This window comes from Pacificoceanicola niger, from assembly GCF_048553275.1.
In the GTDB taxonomy this organism is placed as follows: domain Bacteria; phylum Pseudomonadota; class Alphaproteobacteria; order Rhodobacterales; family Rhodobacteraceae; genus Pacificoceanicola.
Genome location: NZ_JBLZMW010000004.1, coordinates 156,926 through 182,929, shown reverse-complemented (window position 1 = coordinate 182,929; position 26,004 = coordinate 156,926). Strand labels below are relative to the sequence as shown.

Sequence of the window (26,004 nt, the reverse complement as noted above, 5' to 3'; positions counted from 1 at the left end):
TGTACCAAACCCGGCCAGAATCGTACCATTCGCGGATTAACGAGGGGGCCCAAACGGTTAAAAACCATTAACCCGTTGCAGACAAAAACGCCCACCACACAAGATGTGGTGGGCGATCCTCGCCGCGCGGTGCGGTAACCCGGCGCGCGCCGGGTTAACCCATTCCGCGCGCCGGCCAATCGTTAAGACGGTTTGGACAACCGTCCGGGCAGGTTGTTGGCCCAGGCGCTGATCGTCCCCGCGCCCAGACAAACCACCATATCGCCCGGCTGCGCCTGCTCCCGAACCAGCCGTTCGAGATCGTCTTCGCTGACAATCGCGCGGGCATGGCGATGCCCGTGCCGCACCAGCCCCGCGACCAGATCATCGCGCGACGCGCCTTCGATCGGTTCTTCGCCAGCGGCAAAAACCTCAGCGATTGCAACCACATCCGCCTCGTTGAAACAGGTGCAGAAATCCTCGAAATGGTGGTGCAGGCGGGAATACCGGTGCGGTTGGTGCACCGCGATCACGCGCCCCTCCGTCGCCTGCCGCGCGGCCTTCAGCACGGCGGCAATCTCCACCGGGTGATGGCCGTAATCGTCGATGATGGTGACGCCGTTGACTTCGCCCACCTTGGTAAAGCGCCGGTTCACGCCGCCGAACGCCGCCAGCGCCGCGCGGATTTCCTCGCCGCTCATACCGAGGTGTTTCGCCACGGCAATGGCGCTCAAGGCATTGGAAACATTGTGATCTCCGGGCATCGGCAGGCTGCAGCCCTCAAGCGTCACACCGTCGACCTGGAACACCACATCGAAATGCGCCACGCCCTTGCGGTACGTCAGGTTGACCGCCCGCACATCCGCCTGCGCGTTGAACCCATAGGTCACCACACGCCGGTCCGTGACCCGCCCAACCAGCGCCTGAACCTCCGGATGGTCGGTGCAGCACACCGCAAGGCCGTAAAACGGGATGTTGGAGACGAAATCATAAAACCCCTGCCGCAGGTTCTCGATCGTGCCCCAATGCTCCATATGCTCCGGGTCGATGTTCGTCACGATGGCAATTGTGGCGGGCAAACGGTTAAAGGTGCCGTCACTTTCGTCCGCCTCCACCACCATCCACTCCCCCTGCCCCATCCGCGCATTGGAGCCATAGGCATGGATGATCCCTCCGTTGACGACCGTCGGGTCAAACTTGCCCGCATCGAGCAATGTCGCGACCATCGTGGTCGTCGTTGTCTTGCCGTGCGTCCCGGCAATGGCGACGTTCGACTTCAGCCGCATCAATTCGGCCAGCATCTCGGCCCGGCGCACCACGGGCAGGCCGCGCCGACGCGCTTCGTCCAGCTCCGGGTTGCCGGTCTTGATCGCAGAGGAGATCACAACCACCTCGGCGCCTTCGAGGTTCTCGGCCCGCTGCCCTTCGAAGACATGCGCGCCCAGCTCATGCAATCGTTGGGTGATCTTGGAGGACTTCAGGTCAGAGCCCTGCACGACATAGCCATGATTGAGCAGAACTTCAGCGATGCCGGACATGCCGATCCCGCCGATCCCGACGAAATGAATGGGGCCCACGTCCCCGGGAAGTTTCGTCGCGCCGTTCAATGCCATGCCCCGTTCACGTTCCAGATCCTTCATCGCCTGCCCCTTTCGCTTGTTTTTCTACCGCCAGTTTTTCTATGATATCGGCCAATGCTCCGGCCGCGTCCGGCTTCGCAACGCTCAGCGCCGCGCGGCTCATCTGCTCGGCGCCCGCCGGGTTGTCGAGGATCGACAGGATCGCATCCGTCATGCTCTCCACAGTCAGACGGCTTTCGGGAATACGAATCGCCGCGCCGGCCTCGGTCAGCGCCTGGGCATTGACCGCCTGGTGATCCCCCGTCGCGTGCTTGTAAGGGATCAGGATCGCCGGACGCCCGATCACGCTGATATCCGCCACGGAGGACGCGCCAGAGCGCGAAATCACCATCTGCGCTTCGGCCATGCGATCGGGCACATCGGTAAAAAACGGCTGAACATCCGCGTTGATGGCGTGATCTGCATAGAACTGCGCGACGCGCTCTTCGTCTTCGCCGCGCGCCTGATGACTGATCCGCAGCAGCGTGATCGCCTTCATCGGCAGGGCCGCAATCGCCGGCGGCACCACATCCGAAAGCACCCGCGCCCCCTGGCTGCCACCGATCACAAGGACGGACATCGGATAGTAGCCGGGCGGAATGTAGGGAGCCGCAGCCCGCTCCATGACCGCGCCGCGCACCGGGTTGCCGACATGGCGACCCTCAACCCCCTCCGGCAGATCGGTTGGCCATGTCCCGCAGGCCACCATGTTGACGCGGCTGGAAAAGATCCGGTTCACCCGGCCGAGCACGCCATTCTGTTCATGGATCAAACGTGGCAGACGCAGCAGCGTGGCCGCCGACAGCGCCGGGATCGAAGGATAGCCGCCAAAGCCGATCACCACGTCGGGTTTGTCACGCAGCATACGCAGCGCCATTGACACCACACCCCCGGCGATGCGGAAAGGAACGAACAGCTTGGCCAACGGGCCGCCGCGCGCAAAAGTCGCGCTCGACACCTGTTCGATTTCAACCGCCCCCGGGAACGCCCCGGTATAGCGCGCGCCGCGCGCATCGGTACTCAGCTTGACGCGCCAGCCCCGGCTCAACATCTGCTCTGCCAGCGCCTGCGCCGGGAACATATGCCCGCCGGTGCCACCGGCTGCCATAACCAAAAGGGGCTGCGTTTCGCTCATCTGCTCAATCCCTCACCAATTGAAGGAGGCCAGTACAACACGGGCACGGCTCCGTCCATCCTGCGCCCGACGTTGGCAGCTTTTCGCGCATACCCCTGCTTCTTCTCTGTCCAAATATCCAAAACATCCACCGTGGCACGACAGGAGACCCTGCGACTGTCAGCGCATCCGCCCGCGCAGGATATCCCCGATCTCGCCTTGCGGACGGGTGCGGGTAAAGGCCAGCAGCATCCCGACGGCAATCCCGCCCGCAATCAACGAAGAGCCGCCATAGCTGACGAATGGCAGGGTCATGCCCTTGGCAGGCAAAAGCCGCACGGCGACGCCCATGTTGATCATCGCCTGAACACCGAACATGCAGGCCAGCCCCGTGCCCGCAAGGCGAATGAAGGGATCGCGTTCACGCATCAGGCGGATCATCGAACGCACGACGATGGTGGCATAGAGCGCGATGATCGCAAGCACGAGCACGAGCCCGTATTCTTCGGCCGCGACGGCGATGATGAAATCCGTATGCGCGTCCGGCAGGCTCCATTTCACCTGCCCCTCCCCGACGCCGACGCCAAAGAAACCGCCCTCGCGGATCGCGTCCGTGGCATAGCCGAGCTGGGTTGTGGGATCGACCTCGGGCGACAGGAAACCATCAATGCGGCGGGCGAAGTGTTCGGAGTTGTTGTAGGCGAAGGTTCCGCCCAGAACAACGAGACCGGCAAGACCGATAAGCAGCAGCATCGGCGCGCCCGCGACGAACCACATCACGCCCCAACCAAAGAGCACGAGGCTGGCCTGCCCGAAGTCCGGCTGCATGGCCAGCATCAGCACGATGGCCACCGTGAGGGCAAAGGAATAGAGACGTCCCGGCGGTCCGCCGAGGTCCTGCGCCGCGGCCATGAGCCAGGCGGCGACGATCACGAACGTGGGCTTGAGGAACTCGGAGGGTTGCACGGAGGCAAATCCGAGGCTGTACCAGCGCACCGCGCCCTTGCCGAAATCCGTGCCGAAGACCGGCAGGAAGGCCAAGGCCACGAAGGCGCCCAGAAAGCCGATGACCGCAAGGCGGCGCACCACCGTGGGCGACATCATCGAGGTCAGGATCAGGGCGATCATCGCCACGCCGCCAAAGAAAGCCTGCCGTTGAACATAGTGGAAGGGCGCGAAATTGTTGCGCTCCGCCAACGGCGGCGAGGCCGCAAGGCCGAGCAGGATACCGACACCAAAAAGCATCAGGATGCAGGACAAGGTCCACTTGTCCACCGTCCGCCACCATTTCGGGAAAACCGGCTCGCCATCGCGCACCGGCACCGTGCCATAGACCATTTCCGTCATGGGAACACCGCTCGTACTGCCTCAAGATCGCCCGGTTGTCCGGGTCTGACAGGCAGCGTAACGCAATTCCGCGCTTGAAGCCAGACATTCGTCAAGCCCGGCGACAGGTTTGCGCGAGGGGGGGAGGCTGGATCACGCGGCTGCTGGGTTCAGCTGCCGCAGCCCCCTACCCCCAAGGCATAGCCTGACTTGCGCACCCTGACCGCCCCCGCCGCCATCGCGCCGCAAAGACGCGACAACCCACCTTGAACCGACAAAGCCCGCACAAGTCGTACGGCCCGCCTCAATGATAAATCGGTCGCGATGGTCCCGCCCGAGGGTCAGACCGGCGGCGGGCAGGACAGGTGCCGCCCCTATGGGATCGGCGCGATCTGGTTCAGGGTAAAGGCGAGATCAAAGGCACGCGCCTGCAGGCCCGGTGCCGCCCGGCGGCCCAGCGGCGAAACCGGCAGCGGCAGCGACGACTGCGGCGCCCCGGCCAGCATCTCGGCCAGCGCCCGGCCAAAGAGCGTGCCGGTGGTGATGCCCCGGCCATTGTAGCCCATCGGCGCCCAGAGACCGCGGTCAAGCTGGCAAATGCGCGGCATGTGGTCCTGTGTCATCGCGATGCGACCATGCCAGCCTTCGGTGAAGTCCGGAACCGGCTTTTCCGGAAACAGCCGCCGAAAGCGCCGCCGGGCCCAGCGCGCGCTCACTCCGGTCTGCGGCGTGCCGATCATCCGCCCCATGGAGCCAAGGATCACACGTCCGGCACCATCGCGGGTCAGCGACGTCATCACCGGCGCCGTGTCCCACAGACCCTGCCCCTGCGGCAGGATGTCGGCGCTTGCCTCGCCAAGCGGTGCGGTTGCGACCTGGAAGAAATGGATGATGGTCACCGCGCGCGCCAGCGCAGGCCAGAGATCGCCGCCGTAGGCATTGGTGGCCAGCACGACCTGCGGCGCGGTGATGGTGCCCCGCCCGGTCTCGACGCGCCAGCCAGCGCCATCGCGCCGCAGCGCAGTGACCGGCGTTGCGGTCGTGATCCGCGCCCCGGCCCCGCGCGCCGCCCGCGCCAGACCGCGCGCATAGCCCATCGGATTGATCTTGCCTGCGCGCCGGTCCAGCAGCCCGCCATGAAAAAGCGTGGTTCCGGTCAGCGCGGCGGTTTCCTCCCGGTCCAGCAGACCCACGGGCGCGCCGAGCCTGCGCCAGGCCGCATGCCGCGCCTGCAGATCGCGCAGGCCGCGCGGGGCGTGGGCCGCGTGAATGGTGCCCATGCGGCGCGGCTCACAGCGAATCTGATGCTGTTCGATCAGGTCGAAGACCGTCTGCGGCCCGCGCCCGAACAGATCGAGAAACCGGGGGCCAACCTGCGGCCCGAGGGTCTGCAGAAGATCATCCGGCGGCACCCACAAACCGGCATTGATCAAACCCACGTTGCGCCCCGACCCGCCCGCGCCAATGGCGGCGGCCTCGATCACATGCACCGAAAGCCCAGCCTGCGCCGCAAAGAGCGCGGTGGCCAGCCCGGTATAGCCGCCTCCGATGATGGCAACGTCCACGGCCCCCTCGGCGGGTGCTTCGGCCTCCGGCAGCAAAGGCGGCTCTTCGGCGCTGTGGGTCCACAGGGAGGGTCTGTCCATGGGGATGCGGGCTCCGGGCGGGGATCGCCATATGCCGGACGGTGCCAATGACGCGGGTCGCCGTCAATCGCTCTCGGGGAGGAAATAGTCGGGAAATTCCTTTTGCAGATCAGGAACCTGCCGGATCGTACCGGAGAGATGCTCGCGCATCGCCGCCACCGCGACGGCCTCTTCACCGGCAGCGATGCCATCGAGGATCGCCGTATGGGCCGTCACGATATCCGCCATCTTGCCCTCACGCGGCAGGGTAAGACGCTGACACCGCGCCAGATGCCCGAGCTGGCGGCCCAGCATGGCATGCACGCGGACCATGCCCACCGCTTCGAACAAGGCCCGATGAAAGCCCCGGTCGAGCGTGTCGAACAGCTCCATCTGGCCAATGTCATTGCCAAGGCTCGCCTGCATCTGCACGAGGGCGCGCGGCCGTTTGAGCGCATCGCCATAGTTCCCGCGCGCCAGCCGGCTCACGACCTCGCTTTCGACCGCCATGCGCAAAAACTGGGTTTCTTCGAGCTGCTTGACGTCGATGCGCCGAACCGTGGTGCGCGATTGCGGCACGATCCGGATCAGCCCGTCCTGTTCCAGTTTTTGCAGCGCTTCACGCACCGGTGTCTGGCTCACCCCGAGTTGTCTTGCAAGCGCGTTGCGGGAAAGGACCGCGCCAGGCGGCAGATCAAGCGCGATGATGCGCTGCCTCAGCGCCTCATAGGCGGCCTGGGAGGCCGAAACCGCCCCGCTGGCCTCGACCCCATGCGGCGGAAGATCAAGCTTCGAGAGCGAAGGTGCCTGCACGTTGTTCATCCTCCCTGCAGGACATGTCTGTGGCGGATCATCCGCCGATCCGAGGGCAGATAGCCCCTTGCCCGCCCTCTGACAAACCTGACGTTGACCGGGTTAATGTACTAATATATCAGTTTAAGCGTCAAGCACGAGGGGCTGAGGAGATCCTCGCGCAAATTTGACACCACCCAGGGAGGAATACTGATGAAATTCAATATGCTGAAAGGCGGCTTGAAGGCTGCGCTCTTGATGTCCGTGATGGGAATCGGGGCCACGGCAGCGGATGCGGCAGACCGGGTTCTGAAAATCCAGACGTCGTCCAACGCCAGCCACGCCTCGCTCGCCTATCTCAACGAAGAGTGGGTCCCCAAGCTGGAGGCAATGACCGGCGGCACGCTCACCGTCGAGCTGCTGCCCGTGGATGCGGTGGTGCCGCGCCGCGAGACCGCAGAGGCGATCAGCGTCGGTATTCTCGACGGTGACCTGACTTCGATCAACTATTTCGCCGGCATCGACCCGGCCTTTGCCCTCATGGGCGATCTGATCGCGGGCTATGACAGCGCCGACCAGATCCAGGCCTTCTGTGCGCAGGGCGGCGGCAAGGAGATGCTGCAAAAGCTCTTTGACGCGCATTACGATGGTGTACATGTGGTCGGCTGCGGCGCCTACGCGCGCGAAGCCTTTGTCTCCAAAGTGCCGGTACGCGGTGTCGCCGATCTCGCGGGCCTCAAGATCCGCTCGCCAGAGGGGCTTGCTGCGGACGTGTTCAAACGCGCGGGCGCGGCGCCGGTTTCCATGTCCGGCTCTGAAACCTATGGCGCGCTGGAAAAGGGCGTGATCGACGCGGCGGACAACTCCGCCTATGCCAACAATGACGCCAACGGCATGCACAAGATCGCCAAGTTCCCGATCTTTCCGGGAATCCACTCCACCCCGATCCTGCAGTTCACCATCGGCGAGGCCGTGTACGAGGAGCTGACCGAACAGGAGCGCGTGGCGCTGGAGACCTGGTATCTGGCGGCCTATAACGGTCTGCGCCAGTACTTCGATCGCCTCGACCGCCAGCTGGTGGCGCGTGACAAGGCAGCCGGCGAGCTGGAAATCATCGACTGGCCGCAGGCAGAGCGTGACGCGATGCGCGTGATCGCCCAGGAAGCCTGGGCTGATTTTGCGGCGCAGAGCGATCTGGCCAAGGAAGTCTATGACGCGCACATCGCCTTCATGAAAGACGCGGGCCTGCTCTGAGCAGGGGCCGGTCCCGGACTGTTCCGGGACCTCATGACCGACTGTTCCCCGGCGGCACGGCTGCCGGGGCGCTGTGGGCGCGGCGCGCCATTTCACCCACGCACAGACGAGTTCCGGCGTCAGACCGGACACCTTGAGGGAGGAGAGCCCCTATGTCGCGGCCTTACGACGACGCCCTGGACAAGACGGAAATCGAGATCGGCGCACAGGATCCGGAGCACGACGAGCCCGATGTGAGCCGCTCCGATTACACGATTGTCGAGCACATCAGCCACATCAGCGGCATCGCCGTGTCGACCTTCTACATGTTCGCCGCGCTGGCGACGCTTTACGAGGTGTTCTCGCGCTACGTACTGCATCACCCAACCTATTGGGCCTTCGAGACGGTGATGGTCACGGTGGCGGCATCCTGGATGCTCTCGGCGGGCTATGTGACGATGAAAAAACGTCACATCGCGATCACCGTGATCCACAACATCGCCAACCCCACGCAGCGCTGGTGGCTGGATCTGTTCGCCATGGTGGTTGGTGTCTTTGCGCTCTACATGCTGCTGACCGACGCGTCGATCCGGGCTTATGACAGCGTCATGCGGATCGAGAAATCCGGTTCCGCCTTCAACTCTCCCCTGCCGATGATGATGAAATCGCTGATGGTTACCGGCGCGTTCATGTATCTTGCGCAGCTCATGGTGAACCTGCACCGGCACCTCGTCTCAGGTTGGGCCAGGCTGATCGTCAAGGCCGTCGCCGTCTATTTCGTCGTCTACTTCGTCTCGGCCTTCCTCAGCCATGTGATGGATGTCCAGATTTTCGCCGCCTTCTCCGATTTCATAAGCGAGATCGGCAAGGCGATGGACCCCTCCAAGGCGCTGCAACTGCGCCAGATGGATCTCGGGACGATCTCGCTGATCATGGTCGTGCTGCTGATTGCGCTGATGATGACGGGCATGCCGCTGGGCATTGTGACGTTGTTTGTCTCGGTGATCATGGCGATTGGCTTCTTCGGGCCGCGCGGGTTGTTCCTCGTCAGCTCCAATGCGGCAGGCCTTCTGGAGCACTACAGCCTTGTTGCGGTGCCGTTCTTCGTCCTGATGGCCTCCATCCTGGAACGAGCCGGGATCGCAGAGGACCTCTTTGACGCCATGAGCATCTTTGCCGGGAACCTGCGCGGCGGCGTTGCGGTGCAAACCACGGTGGTTGCCGTCATTCTTGCCGCCATGTCCGGTGTCATGGGCGGGGAGATCGTCATGCTCGGCCTTGTCGCCCTGCCCCAGATGTTTCGTCTCGGCTATGACCGCAAGCTCTCCATCGGCCTGATCTGCGCCGCCGGCGCGCTGGCCACGCTCATTCCGCCGTCGATCATCACCATCGTCTACGGCGTCTCCGCAGAGGTCGGGATCGGCGATCTGTTCATGGCGGGTGCGCTTCCGGGCATCATGCTGGCGACGTTCTACGCGAGCTATGTGCTGGTTCGGGTGAACCTCAATCCATCCATGGCGCCGACCGCCGCCGAGGTGGCAGAGATGACCGGCACCAAGCAAAAGCTGTCGAAAGAGCGGATGACGGCGGTGATCCTGTGCATCATCCTGATCGCCATGGTCATGGGCTCGATCTACGGCGGCATCGCGTCGGTGACGGAATCCGCCGCCGTGGGCTGCATCGGGGCGCTGTTCATCGCCGCCGTGCGCGGGCGCTTTACCTGGGACGTCATCTCGGCTTCGTTGCTGGGCACCATGACCACCGTCGGCACGATCATCTGGCTGGTGCTTGGGGCGGTCTCCTTCGTCGGTATCTTCAACCTCGTGGGGGGCGGCGATTTCATCCGATCGCTGTTCCTCAACCTTGGCCTGTCGGCGATGGGCACGGTGGTGGTGATGATGCTGATCCTGATGGTGCTTGGCACCTTCATGGAGTGGATTGCCATAGTGCTGATCACCGTGCCGGTCTTTGCGCCCGTGGTGATGACCCTCGCCCCCGAACTCGGCCTGACCGAGGATCAGGCCAAGATCTGGTTCGGCATCCTCTTCGTGATGAACATCCAGATCTACTTCCTGTCGCCGCCCTTTGGTCCGGCGTGCTTCTGGCTCAAGTCAGTGGCCCCGAAGGACGTGACCCTGCAGGAGATCTTCCTCGCGGTCCTGCCCTTCATCGCGCTTCAGATCACCGGTCTGATCCTCGTGATGATGTTCCCGCAGATCGCCCTCTTCCTTCCTGAACTTCTGAACTGAGGAGCCCGACCCCATGATCGGACGCGATTCAAACGACGATATCAACGGCTACGGTGTTTGGCCGTGGGTTCTCGGGGTGGCACTGGCTGGACTGATCATCTTTTTGATGTTCAGTTTCGCCCAACCGATTTCCTGAAAGGCAAGACATGACAAACAAGAAACCCGAAGATCTGCGATCCGCCCGCTGGTTCGCGCCGGACGATCTGCGTTCGATGGGACATCGCTCGCGCGCCATGCAGATGGGCTGGACCGCCGACGATTGGGAAGGCAAGCCGGTCATCGCCATCATCAACACGTGGTCCGATCTCTCCCCGTGTCACCACCACCTGCGCGACCGCGCGGAATGGGTGAAACGGGGGATTTTGCAGGCGGGCGGCACGCCGGTCGAAATGCCGGTGCATTCCTTTTCAGAACAATTCCTGAAACCCACCTCCATGCTCTATCGCAACATGGGCGCGCTGGAGGTCGAGGAAACGCTGCGCGCGCATCCCATTGATGGGGCAGTGCTTTTGGGCGGCTGTGACAAGTCCACACCGGCGCTCATCATGGGCGCGGTGTCGATGAATCTGCCGTTCATCTTTATGCCGGCGGGTGCGATGCTGCGCGGCAATTATGCCGGGCAAAAACTCGGCTCCGGTACCGACGTCTGGAAATACTGGGACGAGCGCCGCGCCGGGACAATCGGCAAGGAGGAATGGATGGGCGTACAGGGCGGCATCGCCCGCAGCTATGGCACCTGTATGACCATGGGCACGGCGTCAACGATGATGAGCATCGCCGATGGCTGGGGCCTCACCCTGCCCGGTGCGTCGTCGATCCCCGCCCCCGATGCGGGGCACAAGCGCATGGCGGCGGACTGCGGGCGGCGCGTGGTCGATATGGTCTGGGAAGACCTGACCCCGGACAAGATCATGACATGGCAGAGCACGCGCAATGCCGTGACCGTGGCCATGGCGACGGGCTGTTCCACCAATGCCATCATCCACCTGATTGCCATGGCGCGGCGCGCGGGCGTTGATCTCACGCTCGACCATCTGGACGAGATCGGACACGAGACCCCCGTGCTCGCAAATATCCGCCCCTCCGGCAAGGAATACCTGATGGAGGACTTCTTCTACGCGGGCGGCCTGCCTGCGCTGATGAAGGAGTTGGGCGACAAGCTCGACCTGTCGGTGATGACCGTCAATGGCAAGACCATGGGCGAGAACATCGCAGGGGCGGTGAACTACAACGATGACGTGATCCGGCCCCTGACAAACCCGCTGTATCACGAAGGTTCGCTGGCGGTACTCAAGGGCAACCTCGCCCCCGATGGCGCGGTGATCAAGCCCGCCGCGATGGATGCCAGATTCCAGAAGCACAAAGGCCCCGCCATCGTCGCCGACAGCTATGCCGAGCTGAAGACCATCATCAATGACGAAGACTATCCGATGACCCCGGACCACGTGCTGGTCCTGCGCAATGCCGGCCCGCAAGGCGGCCCCGGGATGCCGGAATGGGGTATGATCCCGATGCCAAAGGCGCTTCTGAAGGACGGTCACCGCGACATGGTCCGCCTGTCGGATGCGCGCATGTCGGGCACCTCGTACGGCGCCTGTATCCTGCATGTCGCGCCCGAAGCCTTCGTCGGTGGACCCCTGGCGCTGATCAAGACCGGCGACAGTATCGAATTGGACGTGCCGAACCGCGTGCTCCGGGTCGATGTGTCCGACGAAGAGATGGCAGAGCGCCGCAAGGCCTGGACCGCGCCTGCCCCGCGTTATGAGCGCGGCTATGGGAAGATGTTTTCGAGCCACGTGGAACAGGCGGACAAGGGTTGTGATTTCGACTTCCTGCGTAGCGATTTCGGCGGCCCGGTTCCGGAACCGGAGATCAACTGATGGAGACGATCAGGCAGGCCCTGACGGGCATTTCAGGCATCCTCGCCGCGCCGTTTGATGGCAATGGGGCATTGGCGCCCGAGCGGCTGACACCGATCATCGACCGAGCCATCGGCGCGGGCGTCGATATCCTTGTCGCCAATGGCAACACCGGGGAATTCTATGGGCTCGACGAGGCCGAGGCCCAGCGCTTCTGCGCCAGCGCGATCGAGCAGATTGCCGGGCGCGTGCCTTTGTTTGCCGGGATCGGGCGCGGCATCGTGGAGGCGGAGCGCGCTGCACGCCATGCGCGGGCCGCAGGGGCGGATGCGCTGATGATCCATCAGACGCCCGATCCCTTCGTCGCTCCGCGTGGCTATGAAGACTACGTCAAGCGCGTGGTTGCGGCGGGCGACGGGCTGCCGGCGATGCTGTACCTGCGCAATGATGCCATCGGCACGGACGCCATCGCGCGGCTGACGTCGATAGAGGGCGTTGCGGGCGTAAAATGGGCCACGCCCAATCCGATGAACCTCGCCAAGGCCATTGCTGCCAGCGATCCCGCGGTGATCTGGGTCGGCGGGCTGGCCGAGGTCTGGGCACCGCCGCTCTGCGCGGTCGGTGCGCGCGGCTTCACCTCCGGTCTGATCAACATCTGGCCAGAGCGATCGGTGGCGATCCGCGATGCGCTGGCCGCTGGCGACTATACGGAGGCGAACCGTCTCATCGCCGGGATGCGCGTCTTCGAAGACATCCGCGCCGAGGAGATGGGCGGCACCAACGTCACCGGCGTCAAGGCCGCGCTGGCCTTGCAGGGCATGGATTGCGGCGCGGTGCGCCCGCCGGGCGCATGGCCGTTGACGCCTGATCAACAGGATAGATTGCAGAGCTTCATGGCCGAAAACGGCCTGCTGGCGTAGGGCGGGGTTCCACCCCGCACCCCAGAAAAGGACAGAAAGATGACAGACGTCAAACCCCAAAGCATCGAGAAACTGCGCCACGTCAGCGTCGCCACGCTGGCCACCGCGCTGTATAAGCGCGGGCTGCGGAATCAGGCGATCCAGGACGTGCGCCCGCTCAGCCAGAAGGGCCGCAACATGGTCGGCCCGGCCTTCACGCTGCGCTACATGCCCGCCCGCGAGGACCGCAACACGCTGGCCGAGTTCCGCAATCCCGAGCACCCCCAGCGTCAGGCAGTCGAGCAATGCCCGCCGGGCGCCGTGTTGGTGATGGACAGCCGCAAGGACGCGCGCGCCGCCTCCGCCGGAGATATTCTCATCACCCGGCTGATGGTGCGCGGCTGTGAAGGCGTCGTGACAGATGGCGGTTTTCGCGACGCGATGACCATCGCCGATCTGGAGATCCACGCCTATCACAACCGCCCCTCGAGCCCCACGAACCTGACCCTCAACGAGGCGATCGAGATCAATGGCCCGATCGGATGCGGCGACGCGCCGGTCTTTCCCGGCGACATCGTGGTGGGCGACGGCGACAGCGTGATCATCATTCCGGCGCATCTGGCCGATGAGATCGCCGATGAAGCGACGGAAATGACCGCCTACGAGGATTTCGTGGTCGAGCAGGTCAAGGGCGGCCAGCCGATCATCGGCCTCTATCCCGCGACACAGGAAGAAAACCTCGAAAGGTTCGCCGCGTGGCGGAAGGACAACGGACGCTGAGGCCTTCGCGCGCGCGCAAACCATCAGGAAGGACCTTGTGATGAAACCAAGTTTGACCGTCAGCTTTCTGGCCGGGGTTTCCCTGGCCGGGCCTGCCTTTGCCGAATGTGCGCCGCAGGCCCTCGCCATGCAAGGCGTGACCATCGCCGCCGCCGAGGCCCTGCCTGCGGGCGAGGACAGCCCCCTGCCCCATTGCCGCGTCAGCGGCCAAATCAATGCCCGCACCGGTGTCGACGGCATGCCCTATGCCATCGACTTCGAGCTGCGCCTGCCCGACGATTGGAACGGGCGCTTCGTGCATCAGTTCAACGGCGGCAATGACGGCGAGGTCAAGCCGGCACTCGGCCCGCTGTTGTCGGGCAACGCGGCGGACACGGCACTGTCGCGTGGCTATGCGGTGGTGTCCTCCAATGCTGGCCATGACGGGGGCACGTTCACGGATTTCGGCCTTGCTGGAGGCGCGCGCTTCGGTTTTGATCCGGCGGCCCGCGCCGCTTATGGCTACACCGCCGTGCGCGATCTCAATCCGGTGGCCGAGGCGCTGACCCGCGACTACTACGGTAAGGATATCGCCTATTCCTATGGCATCGGCGGCTCCAACGGCGGGCGTCACGCCATGGTTGCCGCGGCGCGCTATCCGGAGATGTTCGACGGGCTTCTCGTCGGCTATCCCGGCTTCAACCTGCCCCGCGCCGCGCTGCAACACGCGCTTGATGTGCAGGCGTTCCGCTCTGTGTCGGACAATCTGAGCACCGCGTTCAGCCGCGACAACCTGACGTTTGTGGCCGGCAAGGTGCTCGAAGCCTGCGACGGGCTCGATGGGCTGCGCGATGGCATCATCGCAGACAGCGACGCCTGTCAGAGCGCCTTCGATCCCGCCGCGCTGACCTGCGCTGCCGGTCAGAACACCGAGTGCCTGAGCGAGGCGCAAACCGCCGCGCTGGTGACCATCCACGCCGGACCAAAGGGCAAGGATGGAGACGCACTCTATTCCGACTGGGCCTGGGACCGGGGTATCGCATCCGGAAACTGGCGCTTCTGGAAACTCGAAAGCCCGATCCCGCCCTGGGGCAACAAACCCATTATCGCCGTGATGGGGGCGTCCTCGCTGGCGCAGGTTTTCACCACGCCGCCCACGGATGTGCAGGGCAGCCCCGAGGCCCTCGAAACCTTCCTGATGGATTTCGATATCGCCATGGAGGCAGACAAGATCTTTGCCACGACCGCAGAGTTCCCCGAAAGCGCGATGGAGGTGATGACCCCGCCGGGTGTGGATGATCCCGAGCTTGCCGAATTCCGCGATGCAGGCGGCAAGATGCTGATCCTGCACGGCCAGTCCGATCCGGTCTTTTCGGTGCGCGACACGCAGGCGTGGTACGACGCGCTCGACGCCAACAATGGCGGCAACGCCGAGGCCTTCGCGCTGTTCTATCGCAATCCCGGCATGCCGCATGGCGCCGGCGGTCCCTCAACGGACGACTACGACCTGCTAAGCCCGCTGGTCGCCTGGGTCGAGAGCGGCGCGGCGCCGGGCACGATTGTCGCCGGTGTGACCGAGGGCAACGCCGAAGGCCGCGCGGCGCTTGGCGATGTGACGCGCAAACTTTGCCCCTACCCGTCGGTTGCCCGCTATCAGGGCGGCGATGAAACAAGCGCAGAGAGCTTTGCCTGCGAATGATGGGCGAAGTCTCTCCCGTGATCCGTCTCGATCCGGCTGACAACGTGGTTGTCGCCCGGGTCGAGATTCCCAAGGGCACGGCGATCCCCTCCGAAGGCATCACCGCGCAGGACGACATCCCGCCTGGCCACAAACTCGCCACGCAGGCCATCGCCCGGGGCGCGCCCGTGCTCAAGTACAATTGCGTGATCGGCTTTGCCGGAGCGGATGTGCCCCCGGGAACCTATGTGCATACGCACAACGTGCTGATGGACGCCGTGCAGAAGGATTACCGCTTTGCGCAGGATTACGTCCCGGTCGAGGTCCTGCCCGCCGCAGAGCGCGCCACCTTCATGGGATTCACCCGCGAGGATGGCCGCGTCGGAACGCGCAATTACCTTGGCGTGTTCATCACCGTGAACTGCGCCGCCACCGTGGCCCGCAAGATCGCCGATTACTTCGATGAAGAGCGGCTGGCGGCCTTTCCCAATGTCGATGGCGTGGTCGCCTTTGTGCACAATCAAGGCTGCGGCATGGAGATGACCGGAGAGCCGATGGATCTGCTGCACCGCACGCTTGCGGGATATATCCGGCATCCCAACATCGCGGCGGCAGTGGTCTGCGGGCTTGGCTGCGAGCGCAACACCCTCGACACATTCTTCAAAAGCACGGCGCTGGAGGCGGGCAAGAGGCTCAAGACGCTGCGCATGCAGTCGCTCGGCGGCACGAAGGCGACGATTGAGGCGGGCAAGGCGCTGGTTTGGGAGATGCTGCCCGCGGCGAATGCGGCAACGCGAGCGCCGGTGTCGGCAGAGCATATCACGATCGGGCTTCAATGCGGCGGCTCCGACGGGTTCTCCGGCCTGTCCGCCAACCCCGCCCTCGGCCGGGCCGTGGACCTGCTTGTGCAGAACGGTGGCACCGCGATCCTGTCGGAGACGCCGGAGCTCTACGGCATCGAACATCTGCTGACCGCGCGGGCCAGGGATGAGGCCACCGGGCGGCAGTTTCTTGAGCGCATCCAGTGGTGGCTTGAATACACCGAAGGGCGCGATGTGCAGATGCAGGGTGTTGTCGGACCCGGCAATCAGGCCGGGGGCCTTGCCAATATCATCGAGAAATCCCTCGGCGGTGCGCGCAAGGGCGGCTCCACCGGCATCGAAGCGGTCTATCGCTATGCAGAGCCGGTGCGCGCGCGGGGCCTCGTGCTCATGGACACGCCCGGCTATGATCCCGTGGCCGCAACGGGGCAAATCGCGGGCGGGGCCACCCTGATCTGCTTCACCACTGGGCGCGGCAGCTGTTTCGGCTCCTTCCCCGCCCCCACGATCAAACTTGCGTCGAATTCGACGATGTTCGCGCGCATGGAAGGCGACATGGACATCAACTGCGGTCCGGTCGTGGATGGCGAGAAGACGCTGGACCAGATGGGCCGCGAGATCTTCGAGACGATCCTTGCCGTGGCCTCTGGTCAGGCCTCGAAAAGCGAAGCCCTGGGCGTCGGCCAGGAAGAATTCGCCCCCTGGCCCATCGGGGTTACTGGGTGAGCGCCGATCCGCGTAGCGGCAAACTCTCCGGGGGAGAGTTTGAGGCGCGAGCGGGCGAAGCCCAGCCGGTCCGCGCAGCAGCGCCCCATCAGGCGGCGCGTTGACGGCCCGAACGCGCGCCAGGCCTGAAGTCTGGTTACCGAGCGCTCAAGACCCGTCCGCGCCTTTCGTGAAACACCGTGAGGGAATTCGTTGGACGACCAGCCCATACCCGTCCAGTGCATTGCCCTTTTGTTACAAAACCGTTACGGGCGACGGCCAGAAAGGACCTTCGCCATGTTTCCCGGCATCTGGAAAAATTTCATTCGGCCGATGTTGATCCGGCCACCACAGTACCAGGTCGCGGCGCTGTGCTATCAGCGCACAGGGTCTGACCTGCGCATTCTGCTGATAACATCGCGCGAAACCAAACGGTGGATTCTGCCCAAGGGCTGGCCCATGTCCGGCCGCGATGCCGGCGGTGCCGCGCGTCAGGAAGCCTGGGAAGAGGCCGGTGTGCGTCCTGCGGAAACCCCGTCCTTTCTCGTCGGAGCGTATCGCTACCCGAAGGTTACCAACGGTGGCGTACCGGTTGATACGGCGGTCGATGTCTATGCCATCGAGGTCGCCGGACTTGAGGAAGACTTTCCTGAGGCGAGCGAGCGGACCCGTGTCTGGATCTCGCCGGAGGACGCCGCCGATCGGGTAAACGAAGAGGGCCTTGCCACGCTGCTGCGCGGCTTCCGCCATCGAATTTCCCATCCCGATGCGGCCGAAATGCTCAGCCCGACGAACGGATCCTGATACAAAAGGCAGGAGACCCCAGCCATGTCCCAACCGAACGACGCAGATCACATGGAAACGCTCGACCGCGACCTCAAACGCTTCGGCAGCCTTGAGAGCGCGGCAATCTACTCCTCGCGGCCGCTCATCGGCGTCGGTCTGTCGCTGGTCTTCATCGGCCTCGCGGCGCTCTTCGCCGGTCTGTCGCCGGTGGGCAGCGAGTCCGGGCTTTTCGTGATCATCGCGGCCGGTCTTGGCGCATACATGGCGCTCAACATCGGGGCCAATGACGTGGCCAACAACATGGGACCGGCGGTCGGGGCCAAGGCGCTGTCGATGGCCGGGGCCATTGCCATCGCCGCGATCTGTGAAAGCGCCGGGGCGCTGCTGGCGGGGGGCGACGTGGTCTCGACCATCTCGAAGGGCATCATCGACCCGGCGGGCCTGTCCGAGACGCGCACCTTCATCTGGGCAATGATGGCCGCACTGCTCTCCGCTGCGCTTTGGGTGAACCTCGCCACCTGGGTCGGCGCGCCGGTGTCGACGACGCATTCCGTCGTTGGCGGAGTGATGGGCGCGGGCATCGCCGCCGCCGGGATCGGCGCGGTAAACTGGCCGACCATGGGCGCCATCGCCGCAAGCTGGGTGATCTCGCCGGTGCTTGGCGGGATTATCGCCGCCGCCGTGCTGGCCTTCATCAAATGGAAGATCATCTACGTCGAGGACAAGATCGCCGCCGCCCGCCGCTGGGTGCCCGTGCTGATCGGCCTGATGAGCGCCGCCTTCGGCGCTTATCTCGCGCTCAAGGGTCTGAAAAAGATCGTCCATGTCGACATGGGCACGGCCCTGCTGATCGGCGCGGTGCTCGGGACCGTGGTTGCCGCACTCTCCAGGCCGCTGATCCACCGTCAGGCTGAGGGGTTGGAGAACCGCAACAAATCGCTCAAAGTGCTGTTCCGCCTGCCTTTGGTGCTCTCTGCCGCGCTGCTCTCCTTTGCCCACGGCGCGAATGACGTGGCCAATGCGGTTGGCCCGCTGGCCGCCATCGTGCACGCGCAGCAGGCCGGAGATTTTGCCGCCAAGGTCAGCATCCCGCTCTGGGTGATGGTAATCGGCGCGCTCGGGATTTCCTTTGGTCTCGTTTTCTTCGGACCCAAGCTGATCCGCATGGTCGGCGGCCAGATCACCAAGCTCAACCCGATGCGGGCCTACTGCGTGGCACTGTCCGCCGCGACCACGGTGATCGTCGCATCCTGGCTAGGCCTACCGGTCAGCTCCACCCACATCGCCGTTGGCGGCGTTTTCGGTGTCGGGTTCTTCCGCGAATGGCACGCCGAACGGCGCGTGCGACGGTTGAGCGGCAGCCGTCCGAACGCCCGACCCCTGCCCCGCGAGGAGCGCAAACGGCGCAAACTGGTGCGGCGCTCGCATTTCCTTACGATCATCGCAGCATGGGTCATCACAGTGCCTGCGGCCGCGATGATGTCTGCGGTCTGCTTCTATTTTCTGGCCAAGATGCTGGGCTGAGGGCGTTGGTCGGCTTGCCCGGCTGCGCTCCATGCGACCCTGGCCCGGCAACGGCTGACCGGGCGGGACGCTTGCTGTCCTGCACCGCCCTGTTGATGCGCCCGCTTACGCAGAAATCCGAGGCACAATCCGCGCGCGTCAAAAGAGAGCGTTGGGATCAGGGGGACGAACAGGGCTGAGTTCGGTCGCTGCCGCCCGAAAACAAGATCAACGCTCGCCCCGTGAACACACGCGCCGCGAAAGCTTAAATCTGATTGCTCCGGGAGAGAGATGGTGCGGTCGAGAAGACTCGAACTTCCACGGGAGTTACCCCACAGCGACCTCAACGCTGCGCGTCTACCAATTCCGCCACGACCGCACTGTCTTGACTTGGTGGAGGCTCTCTAACGAAGCCCGCCGAGGTTGCCAAGAGGGAAAATGCGTCTTTTTCAGGTTTCTTCAGGCGCGCTGAATCTCGCCGCTCGCGGGCTGCGGCCGGGCGTTTTTCCGGGCGAACCACCACTGGGCCAAAAGCACCAGGAGGCCAAAGGCGATCACCCAGTATCCAGCCTCCTGTGCATCGGGCAGCACCATGCGCGACACGGTGCGACCAGGGAGGAAATTGAACAGGCCGGCCACGACGACCCCGCGCCAGTAGAGCCCCTGCATGGTCGCCCGGTGACCCGCGACATTGCCGGCAAGAATGTAGCGCATGCCCTGCCAAAGCGAGAACAGGACCAGAACAGCCAGAAGGTGCAGAGGGCTGAGCGGACCAATGATGCCAAAGCCATGGATGCCAAAGGAAGACAGTGCCGTGAGCGCCATGGCCATCACCCATGTATATCCGGTGAGGCGGTGCACCCGGTCACGGCGTTTGCGCAGCAGCGCGACGGGTCCAAGCACAAGGGAAAGCGTGGCGGCGGCCGCGTGGATCTGGATCACCAGCGGAGCGGTCAGGATCGGGTCGAAAGTCATGGATGCCTCATGTCGAAGAGTTGCTGTCCTTGCCTAGACAACCCCGCCCCGGCCATGCCATCCCAGATGCGTGAACAAGAGGGCTTCATGCGTGAGTGACGAGCAACCGCAATCCGCGCTTCGTGAATGGCGCGCCCATTTTTCCCATCCGGTGACGTGGGTTATCACCGGCGGCATCGGGCTGATCCTTGCATTGGCGGGACCGTTCGGGACGGACAGGCTTTTGTCTCTGCCCGGGCGCATGGCCTATTGGCTGGTGTTGGTCGTTGCGACCTATGCCGCCGGAGTTCTGGTCAGCGCAGCGGTCCGAAGGCGTCTTGCGGGAATGCCGACTGTCGCCGCTGTGTTGATTGAGGCGCTGGCCATCGGCACTGCCATCTGCGGGGTCGTGCTTGGACAAAATGCGCTGGTGTTCGGCTGGGTGCCTGACGCGTCGGAGATGCCCGAGTTTCTGGGAACGCTTTTCAGCATCGCCTTGATCGTCACCGGGGGACTGCATGTCGCCGCCCGGCATCGGTCCGGGCCGCCCGTGGAGGCGATCCGCCCCCCTGAGACCCCTGCCCCGCCGCCGATCCTCGAACGCTTGCCCCTCGACAAACGCGGCGCTCTGCTGGCGTTGAGTGTCGAAGACCATTATGTGCGGGTGCAGACGACACGCGGCGAAGAATTGATCCTGATGCGGCTTTCGGATGCGATCCGCGAAGTGGGCGACACCCCCGGCGCAAGGGTGCACCGCTCGCATTGGGCCGCCTTCGGTCAGGTCAAGGCGGCGCGGCGCGAGGGGGATCGGGCGATCCTGACGATGACAAACGGAACGGAGGTGCCGGTCAGCCGCACCAATGTGACCCGGATCAGGGAGGCGGGGCTGCTGCCCCGGTAGGCCATGGCAGAGTGGAAGATCAGCGACGGGCTGACCGATTATGACGAGGCCCTGGCCTTCATGGAAACGCGGGCGGCGGAAATTGCCGCCGGCCAGGCCGATGAGTGCGTCTGGTTGCTCGAACATCCTCCCTTGTACACCGCCGGAACCAGCGCGCGACGCGAGGACCTGAGGGACCCGGACCGTTTTCCGGTCCACGACACACGGCGCGGCGGGCAATACACCTATCACGGCCCCGGCCAACGCGTGGTCTATGTCATGCTGGACCTGAACCGCCGCGGCAAGGATGTGCGCGCCTTCGTTCAGGCGCTGGAGGCCTGGGTTATCGCGACCCTGGGCGAGTTTGGCCTGAGCGGCCACATCCGCGAGGGTCGCGTCGGAGTCTGGATCGAGCGGCCGGACCGGCCCTTGACACCATCAGGCCTGCAAGCCGAGGACAAGATCGCCGCGATTGGCATTCGCCTGCGCAAATGGGTGAGTTTTCACGGGATCTCGATCAATGTGGAGCCGGATCTGAGCCATTTCGACGGGATCGTGCCCTGCGGCATCACCGATTATGGCGTTACATCCCTGGTTGATCTGGGGCTGCCGGTGGGGATGGACGACCTTGACGTTGCCTTGCGCCGGCAGTTCGATCTGGTGATGGGGACCCCCTGACAGCGTCCGACCGCCCCCATGCACCCTGTCAGATCAGCAATCGCCGCTTTCGCGCGCCACCCCGGCGCCGTGCCTTTGGCATGGCAAGATCGAGCGGACGCATGGGCTTGCGCAGCGAGTCGCGGATCAGGCCGCAAAACACGGCGATGGCCGGATCGGTTTCGATAAAGTCCATGGCTGCGAGATAGGCGCGCACCGCCTCGTATTCGTAGTCCGCATCGGCGGGCAAGGTGCCCAGCCACTGCATATAGCCCATCTGGCCCAACTCTTGGGCCCGTTCCACTGAAAGGTCGCGGGCCTGCAGCCCGTTCAGAGTTCTTGCGATCAGCATAGCGCCCTCCGCGCGATGAGGCGGACGGCCGACCGGTCAGAGTGGGGAAAGCTGCAAGGTCAGGCCCCGCGCCACTGTCCGCATCCCGCCCGAGGCACCCCGCCCGGATTTCGTTGCAACCGCCTTTCGGGCGGCATGACAGCAGGTTTCCTGACTCGCGGGTCACAGCTTACCGTCCCTTCCCGGCCGAATGGCCAGTGGCATTGACGGATCGCTCACCGCATACAGTTGCGGGGGCAGTCACGGCCTTGGGCAATATGCCCGCACCGCGTTCCCTTTTCAGACCGGCCTTGAGGGGCACGGTCACTGTCAGTAATCAGTGTGCCAGATCGCGGCCCCCTGCGCAACGATCAAGCGCAGGGCCCCGATGTTATCTCGCGCTTTGCGGGTGCGCGCCGAGCACGTGCAGCAAGATCGTGTCCCGCGTCATGCCGCGCGTTTCCAACTCTTTGTCGGACAGGCTGCGCAGCGCGGCCGCGCGGGCCCGGATGTCGCGGCTGCGTTGATCGAACGGCGTGTCAAAAAGTCGCGCGAGGCGGGCCAGCATGGACGGGCGCGGGGCGATGCTCGTGTCAAAAAGAGCCATGGGTCGTGCCTTTCGGTCAGCAGCAGAAGCAGAGATCTCCTTTGTGCCTGCGGCAAGCCGCAAAGGGCAGTCAGGAATGCCTGACTGCTGCGGGCAGGAGCGGTCAGGAAAACCTTACGTTTGCCGCAAGGTCACGGTGCCGTGCAGCGCATTCCCCGCACGGGGGGGGTGCGACAATGTTATTTGATCTGCGTCAAATTCCTCCATTGCCCGCTCCTGCCTCACATTTTAGAAAGCAGTCAGGAAATGCATGCGCCGGGGGATTCCCCCCGTTTGGAATGCGTTTGTTGAGAGACCAGCAGGAGGCACACAATGGCAGACGCCGCCATTCACGGCCACGACCACCACGACGACCGCGGGTTCTTTACCCGTTGGTTCATGTCGACGAACCACAAGGACATCGGGATTCTGTACCTGATCGTCTCGGCGTTCGCAGGGCTCGTGTCCGTCATCTTCACCGTTTACATGCGTCTGGAGCTCATGGAGCCCGGCGTGCAATACATGTGTCTGGAAGGCTGGCGCCTGACAGCCGCCGCCGTGGGTGAATGTACCCCCAACGGGCATCTGTGGAACGTGATGATCACGGCCCATGGCATCCTGATGATGTTCTTTGTCGTCATTCCGGCCCTGTTCGGCGGATTTGGCAACTATTTCATGCCGTTGCAGATCGGCGCGCCGGACATGGCGTTCCCGCGGATGAACAACCTTTCGTTCTGGCTCTATGTCGCGGGCACCACTCTGGCGGTTCTGTCGGTGTTCTCGCCCGGCGGCAACAACCAGCTCGGCTCCGGCATTGGATGGGTGCTCTACCCGCCGCTGTCGACAACCGAAGGCGGCTATTCGACCGACCTCGCGATCTTTGCGGTGCACGTTTCGGGCGCCTCGTCGATCCTCGGTGCGATCAACATGATCACCACCTTCCTGAACATGCGCGCCCCGGGCATGACCCTGTTCAAGGTCCCGCTGTTCTCCTGGTCGATCTTCGTCACCTCGTGGCTGATCCTTCTGTCCCTGCCGGTTCTGGCGGGTGCGATCACCATGCTGCTGACCGACCGGAACTTCGGCACCACCTTCTTCGATCCTGCTGGCGGCGGTGACCCGATCCTGTATCAGCACATCCTGTGGTTCTTTGGTCACCCGGAAGTGTACATCGTGATCCTGCCGGGCTTTGGCATCATCAGCCACGTGATCGCAACCTTCTCGCGCAAACCCATCTTCGGCTACCTGCCGATGGTCTGGGCAATCATCGCGATCGGTGCACTCGGCTTTGTCGTGTGGGCGCACCACATGTACACCGTCGGCATGTCCCTGACCCAGCAGTCCTACTTCATGCTGGCCACCATGGTCATCGCGGTTCCGACCGGCGTCAAAGTGTTCTCATGGATCGCCACCATGTGGGGCGGCTCCATCGACATGAAAGCGCCGATGCTCTGGGCCTTCGGCTTCCTGTTCCTCTTCACCGTCGGCGGCGTGACCGGCGTGGTGCTGAGCCAGGCCGCCGTGGACCGCGCCTATCATGACACCTACTACGTGGTTGCGCACTTCCACTACGTGATGTCGCTGGGGGCCGTGTTTGCCATCTTTGCAGGGGTGTACTTCTACCTCCCGAAAATGGCGGGACGGATGTATTCCGAACCGATGGCCAAACTGCACTTTTGGATGATGTTCATCGGGGCCAACCTGACCTTCTTCCCGCAGCACTTCCTGGGCCGTCAGGGCATGCCGCGCCGATACATCGACTATCCGGACGCCTTCGCGACCTGGAACTATGTGTCGAGCTGGGGTGCGTTCCTGTCCTTCGCGTCGTTCCTGCTGTTCTTCGGGATCATCTTCCACGCCCTCACTCGCGGCAAGCGCGTCACGGAGAACAACCCGTGGAACGAATACGCGGACACCCTGGAGTGGACGCTGCCTTCGCCGCCGCCGGAGCACACCTTCGAGCAGCTGCCGAAGCGGGAAGACTGGGACAAGGGTCACGCGCACTGAGCGCCGGGACCTGAGTGAAAATCAAAAGGCCCCGCTGATTTGCGGGGCCTTTTCTTTGGACGATAGCACAGCACCGATAGGGCGCAGCCCAGCACCGGTTGGGATGGCCGTCATGGCATCCATTCTTGCACCACGACAGCGTTCCAACGCTTTGACCAACGACCTACCATCTGGCTCCGTCTGCCTCTTAACTTCCTGCGCAATCGCTTTACTATTCCGCCATGCCATTCACTCTGACTGACACCTCCGATAACATCGCCGAACTGCGCGCCTGGCCGCACAATTCCCTCTCGCCCGAGGGCTTTTCGGCAATGATCCTGTCGTTCTTCCTGTTTGCGTCCGTGCCGCTTTATGGCCTGCTTGGCACCGTGCTGCTCTGGGGGCTGCTGCCTTTCATGCTCGCGGCCACCGCCGCGCTCTACTACGCGCTGCGCCGCAATGTGCGGGATCGCGAAATCCTGGAGGTTCTGACCATCTCCAGGGAGGACACGCGGCTCACGCGCACCAATCCGAAGGGCGACGTTCAGGAGTGGCACTGCAACACCTATTGGGTCGAGGCCACGTTGCATCCGAAAGACGGGCCCGTGCCGAATTATGTCACGCTCAAGGGCGGCGGAAGAGAGGTTGAGGTCGGCGCTTTTCTGAGCGAAGACGAACGCAAGGCGCTGTTCACCGAGCTGGATGGCACGCTGAGGCGCATCGCCCGCCCCTGAGGCGGCCCACCGCAAGGAAGACTCATGGCGCAAGTTCCGGCCACCCCGAAGAAACAACGCATCCTGCTGCGGTTGCGTGCGGCGCTGTTCGGCCCGGATTCCGCTCTGCCCCATGTCACTGCGGCGAGCGAGGCCGCCGCGCTGGCGCTGCGCAACCGCCCGCTTCCACAGCAGCGGCGGCAAACCGTGACGTTCCTCATCCCCCTCGTCGGCCCCGGCCCGGTCAAGGACTGGTCCGCCGTGACCGACCGTCTGCAGACAACCTTGCAAAGCCTTCTCGATCAGGACGATCCAAATTGGCGCGCGGTGATCTGCTGTCAGGACCGCCCGCCCCTGCCCGACGATCCGCGCATCACCCACCTGCCCTACACCGATCCGACGCCTGGCAACGACAAATGGCGCAAACTGGCCGCGCTTTGCGCGCATCTGCCGGAGATGAGCCTGCCTTGCGGCTATGTCATGAGCTTCGATGCGGACGATCTGCTGCGGCAGGGCACGGTGCGCGAGATGCTGACGCAGCAAGCGCCGGGCGGCTATCTGGTGCAGACGGGATTTGTCATGGACCACGCCAGCGGCACCTATGCGCTTGCCGGCCCGCCGACGCCGGTCTTTCCCCTGCGCAAACCCTTCTGGAAACTTTGCGGCTCATGTGCCGCACTGACCCATGATCCGCTGCAACCGGAGAGCGCTCCGTTCCTCGCCACGATGATGGCGCATGAACATCGCATGTTCCCGTTCCTCGCCGCTCTGGCGGGACGGCGGCTGACCGCGCTAAAGCGCCCCTCGGTGCTGTATATCCTGAACCATGGCGAGAATTTCGGCGCGCGCCGGGGCCGTGTCGGCTTCAAGACCCGCTTCGTGAAACGCTTTCGCATCACCAACAGGGCCATCCTCGATCAGATCGCTGCGGAATTTCCCCGGATCTGACG

The 26,004-nt window shown here is 64.0% G+C and carries 23 protein-coding genes, 1 tRNA gene and 1 riboswitch; of the genes, 15 read left to right on the top strand and 9 right to left on the bottom strand.

What is annotated here, in order from left to right; translation table 11 throughout:
- Positions 1–182: 182 nt before the first annotated feature.
- From murC to ACN2XU_RS07845, 5 genes are all read right to left on the bottom strand, one after another.
- Positions 183–1,619 carry a UDP-N-acetylmuramate--L-alanine ligase gene (gene murC / locus ACN2XU_RS07865; protein WP_419409870.1) on the bottom strand — a complete coding sequence of 479 codons (1,437 nt, stop codon included), beginning with the start codon at positions 1,617–1,619 and terminating at the stop codon, positions 183–185.
- Complete coding sequence (gene murG, locus ACN2XU_RS07860; RefSeq protein WP_419409869.1) at positions 1,600–2,733, bottom strand: undecaprenyldiphospho-muramoylpentapeptide beta-N-acetylglucosaminyltransferase; 1,134 nt, start codon at positions 2,731–2,733, stop codon at positions 1,600–1,602. Before murG ends, murC begins: the two co-directional genes overlap by 20 nt.
- A 159-nt stretch (positions 2,734–2,892) precedes the next feature.
- A complete protein-coding gene (gene ftsW, locus ACN2XU_RS07855; RefSeq protein ID WP_419409868.1) occupies positions 2,893–4,059 on the bottom strand; it encodes a putative lipid II flippase FtsW in 1,167 nt (388 codons plus the stop codon).
- 353 nt (positions 4,060–4,412) lie between these two features.
- Complete coding sequence (locus ACN2XU_RS07850; RefSeq protein WP_419409867.1) at positions 4,413–5,684, bottom strand: NAD(P)/FAD-dependent oxidoreductase; 1,272 nt, start codon at positions 5,682–5,684, stop codon at positions 4,413–4,415.
- A gap of 63 nt (positions 5,685–5,747) precedes the next feature.
- Positions 5,748–6,476: a GntR family transcriptional regulator gene (locus ACN2XU_RS07845; protein ID WP_419409866.1), complete on the bottom strand. Its 729-nt coding sequence runs from the start codon at positions 6,474–6,476 to the stop codon at positions 5,748–5,750.
- Between the two features lie 192 nt (positions 6,477–6,668).
- On the opposite strand from ACN2XU_RS07845, the gene dctP reads away from it, so the two are divergent.
- The 10 genes from dctP to ACN2XU_RS07795 all read left to right on the top strand — a co-directional run bounded on the left by dctP (position 6,669) and on the right by ACN2XU_RS07795 (position 18,968).
- Positions 6,669–7,709 (top strand): TRAP transporter substrate-binding protein DctP, encoded by a 1,041-nt coding sequence (dctP, locus tag ACN2XU_RS07840; RefSeq protein WP_419409865.1) that lies wholly within the window; start codon positions 6,669–6,671, stop codon positions 7,707–7,709.
- Positions 7,710–7,861: 152 nt separating this feature from the next.
- Complete coding sequence (locus ACN2XU_RS07835) at positions 7,862–9,937, top strand: TRAP transporter large permease subunit (protein ID WP_419409864.1); 2,076 nt, start codon at positions 7,862–7,864, stop codon at positions 9,935–9,937.
- A 13-nt stretch (positions 9,938–9,950) separates the two neighbouring features.
- Positions 9,951–10,073, top strand: a complete 123-nt coding sequence (locus tag ACN2XU_RS07830; protein WP_419409863.1) for a dihydroxy-acid dehydratase — start codon at positions 9,951–9,953, stop codon at positions 10,071–10,073.
- A gap of 10 nt (positions 10,074–10,083) precedes the next feature.
- On the top strand, positions 10,084–11,817 hold the full coding sequence (gene araD / locus ACN2XU_RS07825; RefSeq protein WP_419409862.1) for an L-arabinonate dehydratase: 1,734 nt from the start codon (positions 10,084–10,086) through the stop codon (positions 11,815–11,817).
- Positions 11,817–12,716 (top strand): dihydrodipicolinate synthase family protein, encoded by a 900-nt coding sequence (locus ACN2XU_RS07820; protein WP_419409861.1) that lies wholly within the window; start codon positions 11,817–11,819, stop codon positions 12,714–12,716. The genes araD and ACN2XU_RS07820 overlap by 1 nt, the downstream gene beginning before the upstream one ends.
- Positions 12,717–12,755: 39 nt before the next feature.
- The gene (locus tag ACN2XU_RS07815) at positions 12,756–13,475 is read left to right on the top strand and encodes a ribonuclease activity regulator RraA (protein ID WP_419409860.1); all 720 of its coding nucleotides are present in this window, start codon (positions 12,756–12,758) and stop codon (positions 13,473–13,475) included.
- A 40-nt stretch (positions 13,476–13,515) separates the two neighbouring features.
- The gene (locus ACN2XU_RS07810; protein WP_419409859.1) at positions 13,516–15,153 is read left to right on the top strand and encodes a tannase/feruloyl esterase family alpha/beta hydrolase; all 1,638 of its coding nucleotides are present in this window, start codon (positions 13,516–13,518) and stop codon (positions 15,151–15,153) included.
- A gap of 17 nt (positions 15,154–15,170) precedes the next feature.
- Entirely contained in the window at positions 15,171–16,679 is a 1,509-nt protein-coding gene (locus ACN2XU_RS07805) for a UxaA family hydrolase (RefSeq protein WP_419409858.1), read from the top strand.
- 276 nt (positions 16,680–16,955) lie between these two features.
- Complete coding sequence (locus ACN2XU_RS07800; protein ID WP_419409857.1) at positions 16,956–17,462, top strand: NUDIX hydrolase; 507 nt, start codon at positions 16,956–16,958, stop codon at positions 17,460–17,462.
- A 24-nt stretch (positions 17,463–17,486) separates the two neighbouring features.
- Positions 17,487–18,968, top strand: coding sequence for an inorganic phosphate transporter (locus ACN2XU_RS07795; protein ID WP_419409856.1), 1,482 nt, complete (start codon positions 17,487–17,489; stop codon positions 18,966–18,968).
- Positions 18,969–19,239: 271 nt separating this feature from the next.
- On the opposite strand, the gene ACN2XU_RS07790 is transcribed toward ACN2XU_RS07795, so the two are convergent.
- Both ACN2XU_RS07790 and ACN2XU_RS07785 read right to left on the bottom strand, forming a co-directional pair.
- Positions 19,240–19,326: transfer RNA gene (locus ACN2XU_RS07790), tRNA-Leu, on the bottom strand.
- An 80-nt stretch (positions 19,327–19,406) separates the two neighbouring features.
- A complete protein-coding gene (locus ACN2XU_RS07785; RefSeq protein WP_419409855.1) occupies positions 19,407–19,922 on the bottom strand; it encodes a DUF2306 domain-containing protein in 516 nt (171 codons plus the stop codon).
- Positions 19,923–20,013: 91 nt separating this feature from the next.
- On the opposite strand from ACN2XU_RS07785, the gene ACN2XU_RS07780 reads away from it, so the two are divergent.
- Both ACN2XU_RS07780 and lipB read left to right on the top strand, forming a co-directional pair.
- A complete protein-coding gene (locus tag ACN2XU_RS07780) occupies positions 20,014–20,802 on the top strand; it encodes a LytTR family DNA-binding domain-containing protein (RefSeq protein ID WP_419409854.1) in 789 nt (262 codons plus the stop codon).
- 3 nt (positions 20,803–20,805) lie between these two features.
- Positions 20,806–21,459, top strand: coding sequence for a lipoyl(octanoyl) transferase LipB (lipB, locus tag ACN2XU_RS07775; RefSeq protein ID WP_419409853.1), 654 nt, complete (start codon positions 20,806–20,808; stop codon positions 21,457–21,459).
- Between the two features lie 28 nt (positions 21,460–21,487).
- Here lipB and ACN2XU_RS07770 read toward each other — a convergent pair whose 3' ends face one another.
- Positions 21,488–21,790, bottom strand: coding sequence for a hypothetical protein (locus tag ACN2XU_RS07770; protein ID WP_419409852.1), 303 nt, complete (start codon positions 21,788–21,790; stop codon positions 21,488–21,490).
- Between the two features lie 123 nt (positions 21,791–21,913).
- Positions 21,914–22,116: riboswitch (cobalamin riboswitch) on the bottom strand.
- A gap of 44 nt (positions 22,117–22,160) precedes the next feature.
- Positions 22,161–22,376: a hypothetical protein gene (locus tag ACN2XU_RS07765; protein ID WP_419409851.1), complete on the bottom strand. Its 216-nt coding sequence runs from the start codon at positions 22,374–22,376 to the stop codon at positions 22,161–22,163.
- A 312-nt stretch (positions 22,377–22,688) separates the two neighbouring features.
- Here ACN2XU_RS07765 and ctaD point away from each other — a divergent pair, with 312 nt between their 5' ends.
- The 3 genes from ctaD to ACN2XU_RS07750 all read left to right on the top strand — a co-directional run bounded on the left by ctaD (position 22,689) and on the right by ACN2XU_RS07750 (position 26,002).
- Complete coding sequence (gene ctaD, locus ACN2XU_RS07760; protein WP_419409850.1) at positions 22,689–24,362, top strand: cytochrome c oxidase subunit I; 1,674 nt, start codon at positions 22,689–22,691, stop codon at positions 24,360–24,362.
- A gap of 221 nt (positions 24,363–24,583) precedes the next feature.
- A complete protein-coding gene (locus tag ACN2XU_RS07755; protein ID WP_419409849.1) occupies positions 24,584–25,075 on the top strand; it encodes a DUF2244 domain-containing protein in 492 nt (163 codons plus the stop codon).
- Between the two features lie 24 nt (positions 25,076–25,099).
- Positions 25,100–26,002, top strand: a complete 903-nt coding sequence (locus tag ACN2XU_RS07750) for a hypothetical protein (protein ID WP_419409848.1) — start codon at positions 25,100–25,102, stop codon at positions 26,000–26,002.
- Positions 26,003–26,004: the final 2 nt, after the last annotated feature.

What these genes read in the sequence shown, in the direction of transcription:
- ftsW (WP_419409868.1), bottom strand. Translation starts at nt 4,059, where the DNA reads ATGACGGAAATGGTCTATGGCACGGTGCCGGTGCGCGATGGCGAGCCG.
- ctaD (WP_419409850.1), top strand. Translation starts at nt 22,689, where the DNA reads ATGGCAGACGCCGCCATTCACGGCCACGACCACCACGACGACCGCGGG.
- ACN2XU_RS07830 (WP_419409863.1), top strand. Translation starts at nt 9,951, where the DNA reads ATGATCGGACGCGATTCAAACGACGATATCAACGGCTACGGTGTTTGG.
- ACN2XU_RS07820 (WP_419409861.1), top strand. Translation starts at nt 11,817, where the DNA reads ATGGAGACGATCAGGCAGGCCCTGACGGGCATTTCAGGCATCCTCGCC.
- ACN2XU_RS07770 (WP_419409852.1), bottom strand. Translation starts at nt 21,790, where the DNA reads ATGCTGATCGCAAGAACTCTGAACGGGCTGCAGGCCCGCGACCTTTCA.
- ACN2XU_RS07835 (WP_419409864.1), top strand. Translation starts at nt 7,862, where the DNA reads ATGTCGCGGCCTTACGACGACGCCCTGGACAAGACGGAAATCGAGATC.
- ACN2XU_RS07815 (WP_419409860.1), top strand. Translation starts at nt 12,756, where the DNA reads ATGACAGACGTCAAACCCCAAAGCATCGAGAAACTGCGCCACGTCAGC.
- ACN2XU_RS07795 (WP_419409856.1), top strand. Translation starts at nt 17,487, where the DNA reads ATGTCCCAACCGAACGACGCAGATCACATGGAAACGCTCGACCGCGAC.
- ACN2XU_RS07750 (WP_419409848.1), top strand. Translation starts at nt 25,100, where the DNA reads ATGGCGCAAGTTCCGGCCACCCCGAAGAAACAACGCATCCTGCTGCGG.
- araD (WP_419409862.1), top strand. Translation starts at nt 10,084, where the DNA reads ATGACAAACAAGAAACCCGAAGATCTGCGATCCGCCCGCTGGTTCGCG.
- ACN2XU_RS07755 (WP_419409849.1), top strand. Translation starts at nt 24,584, where the DNA reads ATGCCATTCACTCTGACTGACACCTCCGATAACATCGCCGAACTGCGC.
- ACN2XU_RS07850 (WP_419409867.1), bottom strand. Translation starts at nt 5,684, where the DNA reads ATGGACAGACCCTCCCTGTGGACCCACAGCGCCGAAGAGCCGCCTTTG.
- ACN2XU_RS07810 (WP_419409859.1), top strand. Translation starts at nt 13,516, where the DNA reads ATGAAACCAAGTTTGACCGTCAGCTTTCTGGCCGGGGTTTCCCTGGCC.
- ACN2XU_RS07765 (WP_419409851.1), bottom strand. Translation starts at nt 22,376, where the DNA reads ATGGCTCTTTTTGACACGAGCATCGCCCCGCGCCCGTCCATGCTGGCC.
- lipB (WP_419409853.1), top strand. Translation starts at nt 20,806, where the DNA reads ATGGCAGAGTGGAAGATCAGCGACGGGCTGACCGATTATGACGAGGCC.
- ACN2XU_RS07800 (WP_419409857.1), top strand. Translation starts at nt 16,956, where the DNA reads ATGTTTCCCGGCATCTGGAAAAATTTCATTCGGCCGATGTTGATCCGG.
- murC (WP_419409870.1), bottom strand. Translation starts at nt 1,619, where the DNA reads ATGAAGGATCTGGAACGTGAACGGGGCATGGCATTGAACGGCGCGACG.
- murG (WP_419409869.1), bottom strand. Translation starts at nt 2,733, where the DNA reads ATGAGCGAAACGCAGCCCCTTTTGGTTATGGCAGCCGGTGGCACCGGC.
- dctP (WP_419409865.1), top strand. Translation starts at nt 6,669, where the DNA reads ATGAAATTCAATATGCTGAAAGGCGGCTTGAAGGCTGCGCTCTTGATG.
- ACN2XU_RS07785 (WP_419409855.1), bottom strand. Translation starts at nt 19,922, where the DNA reads ATGACTTTCGACCCGATCCTGACCGCTCCGCTGGTGATCCAGATCCAC.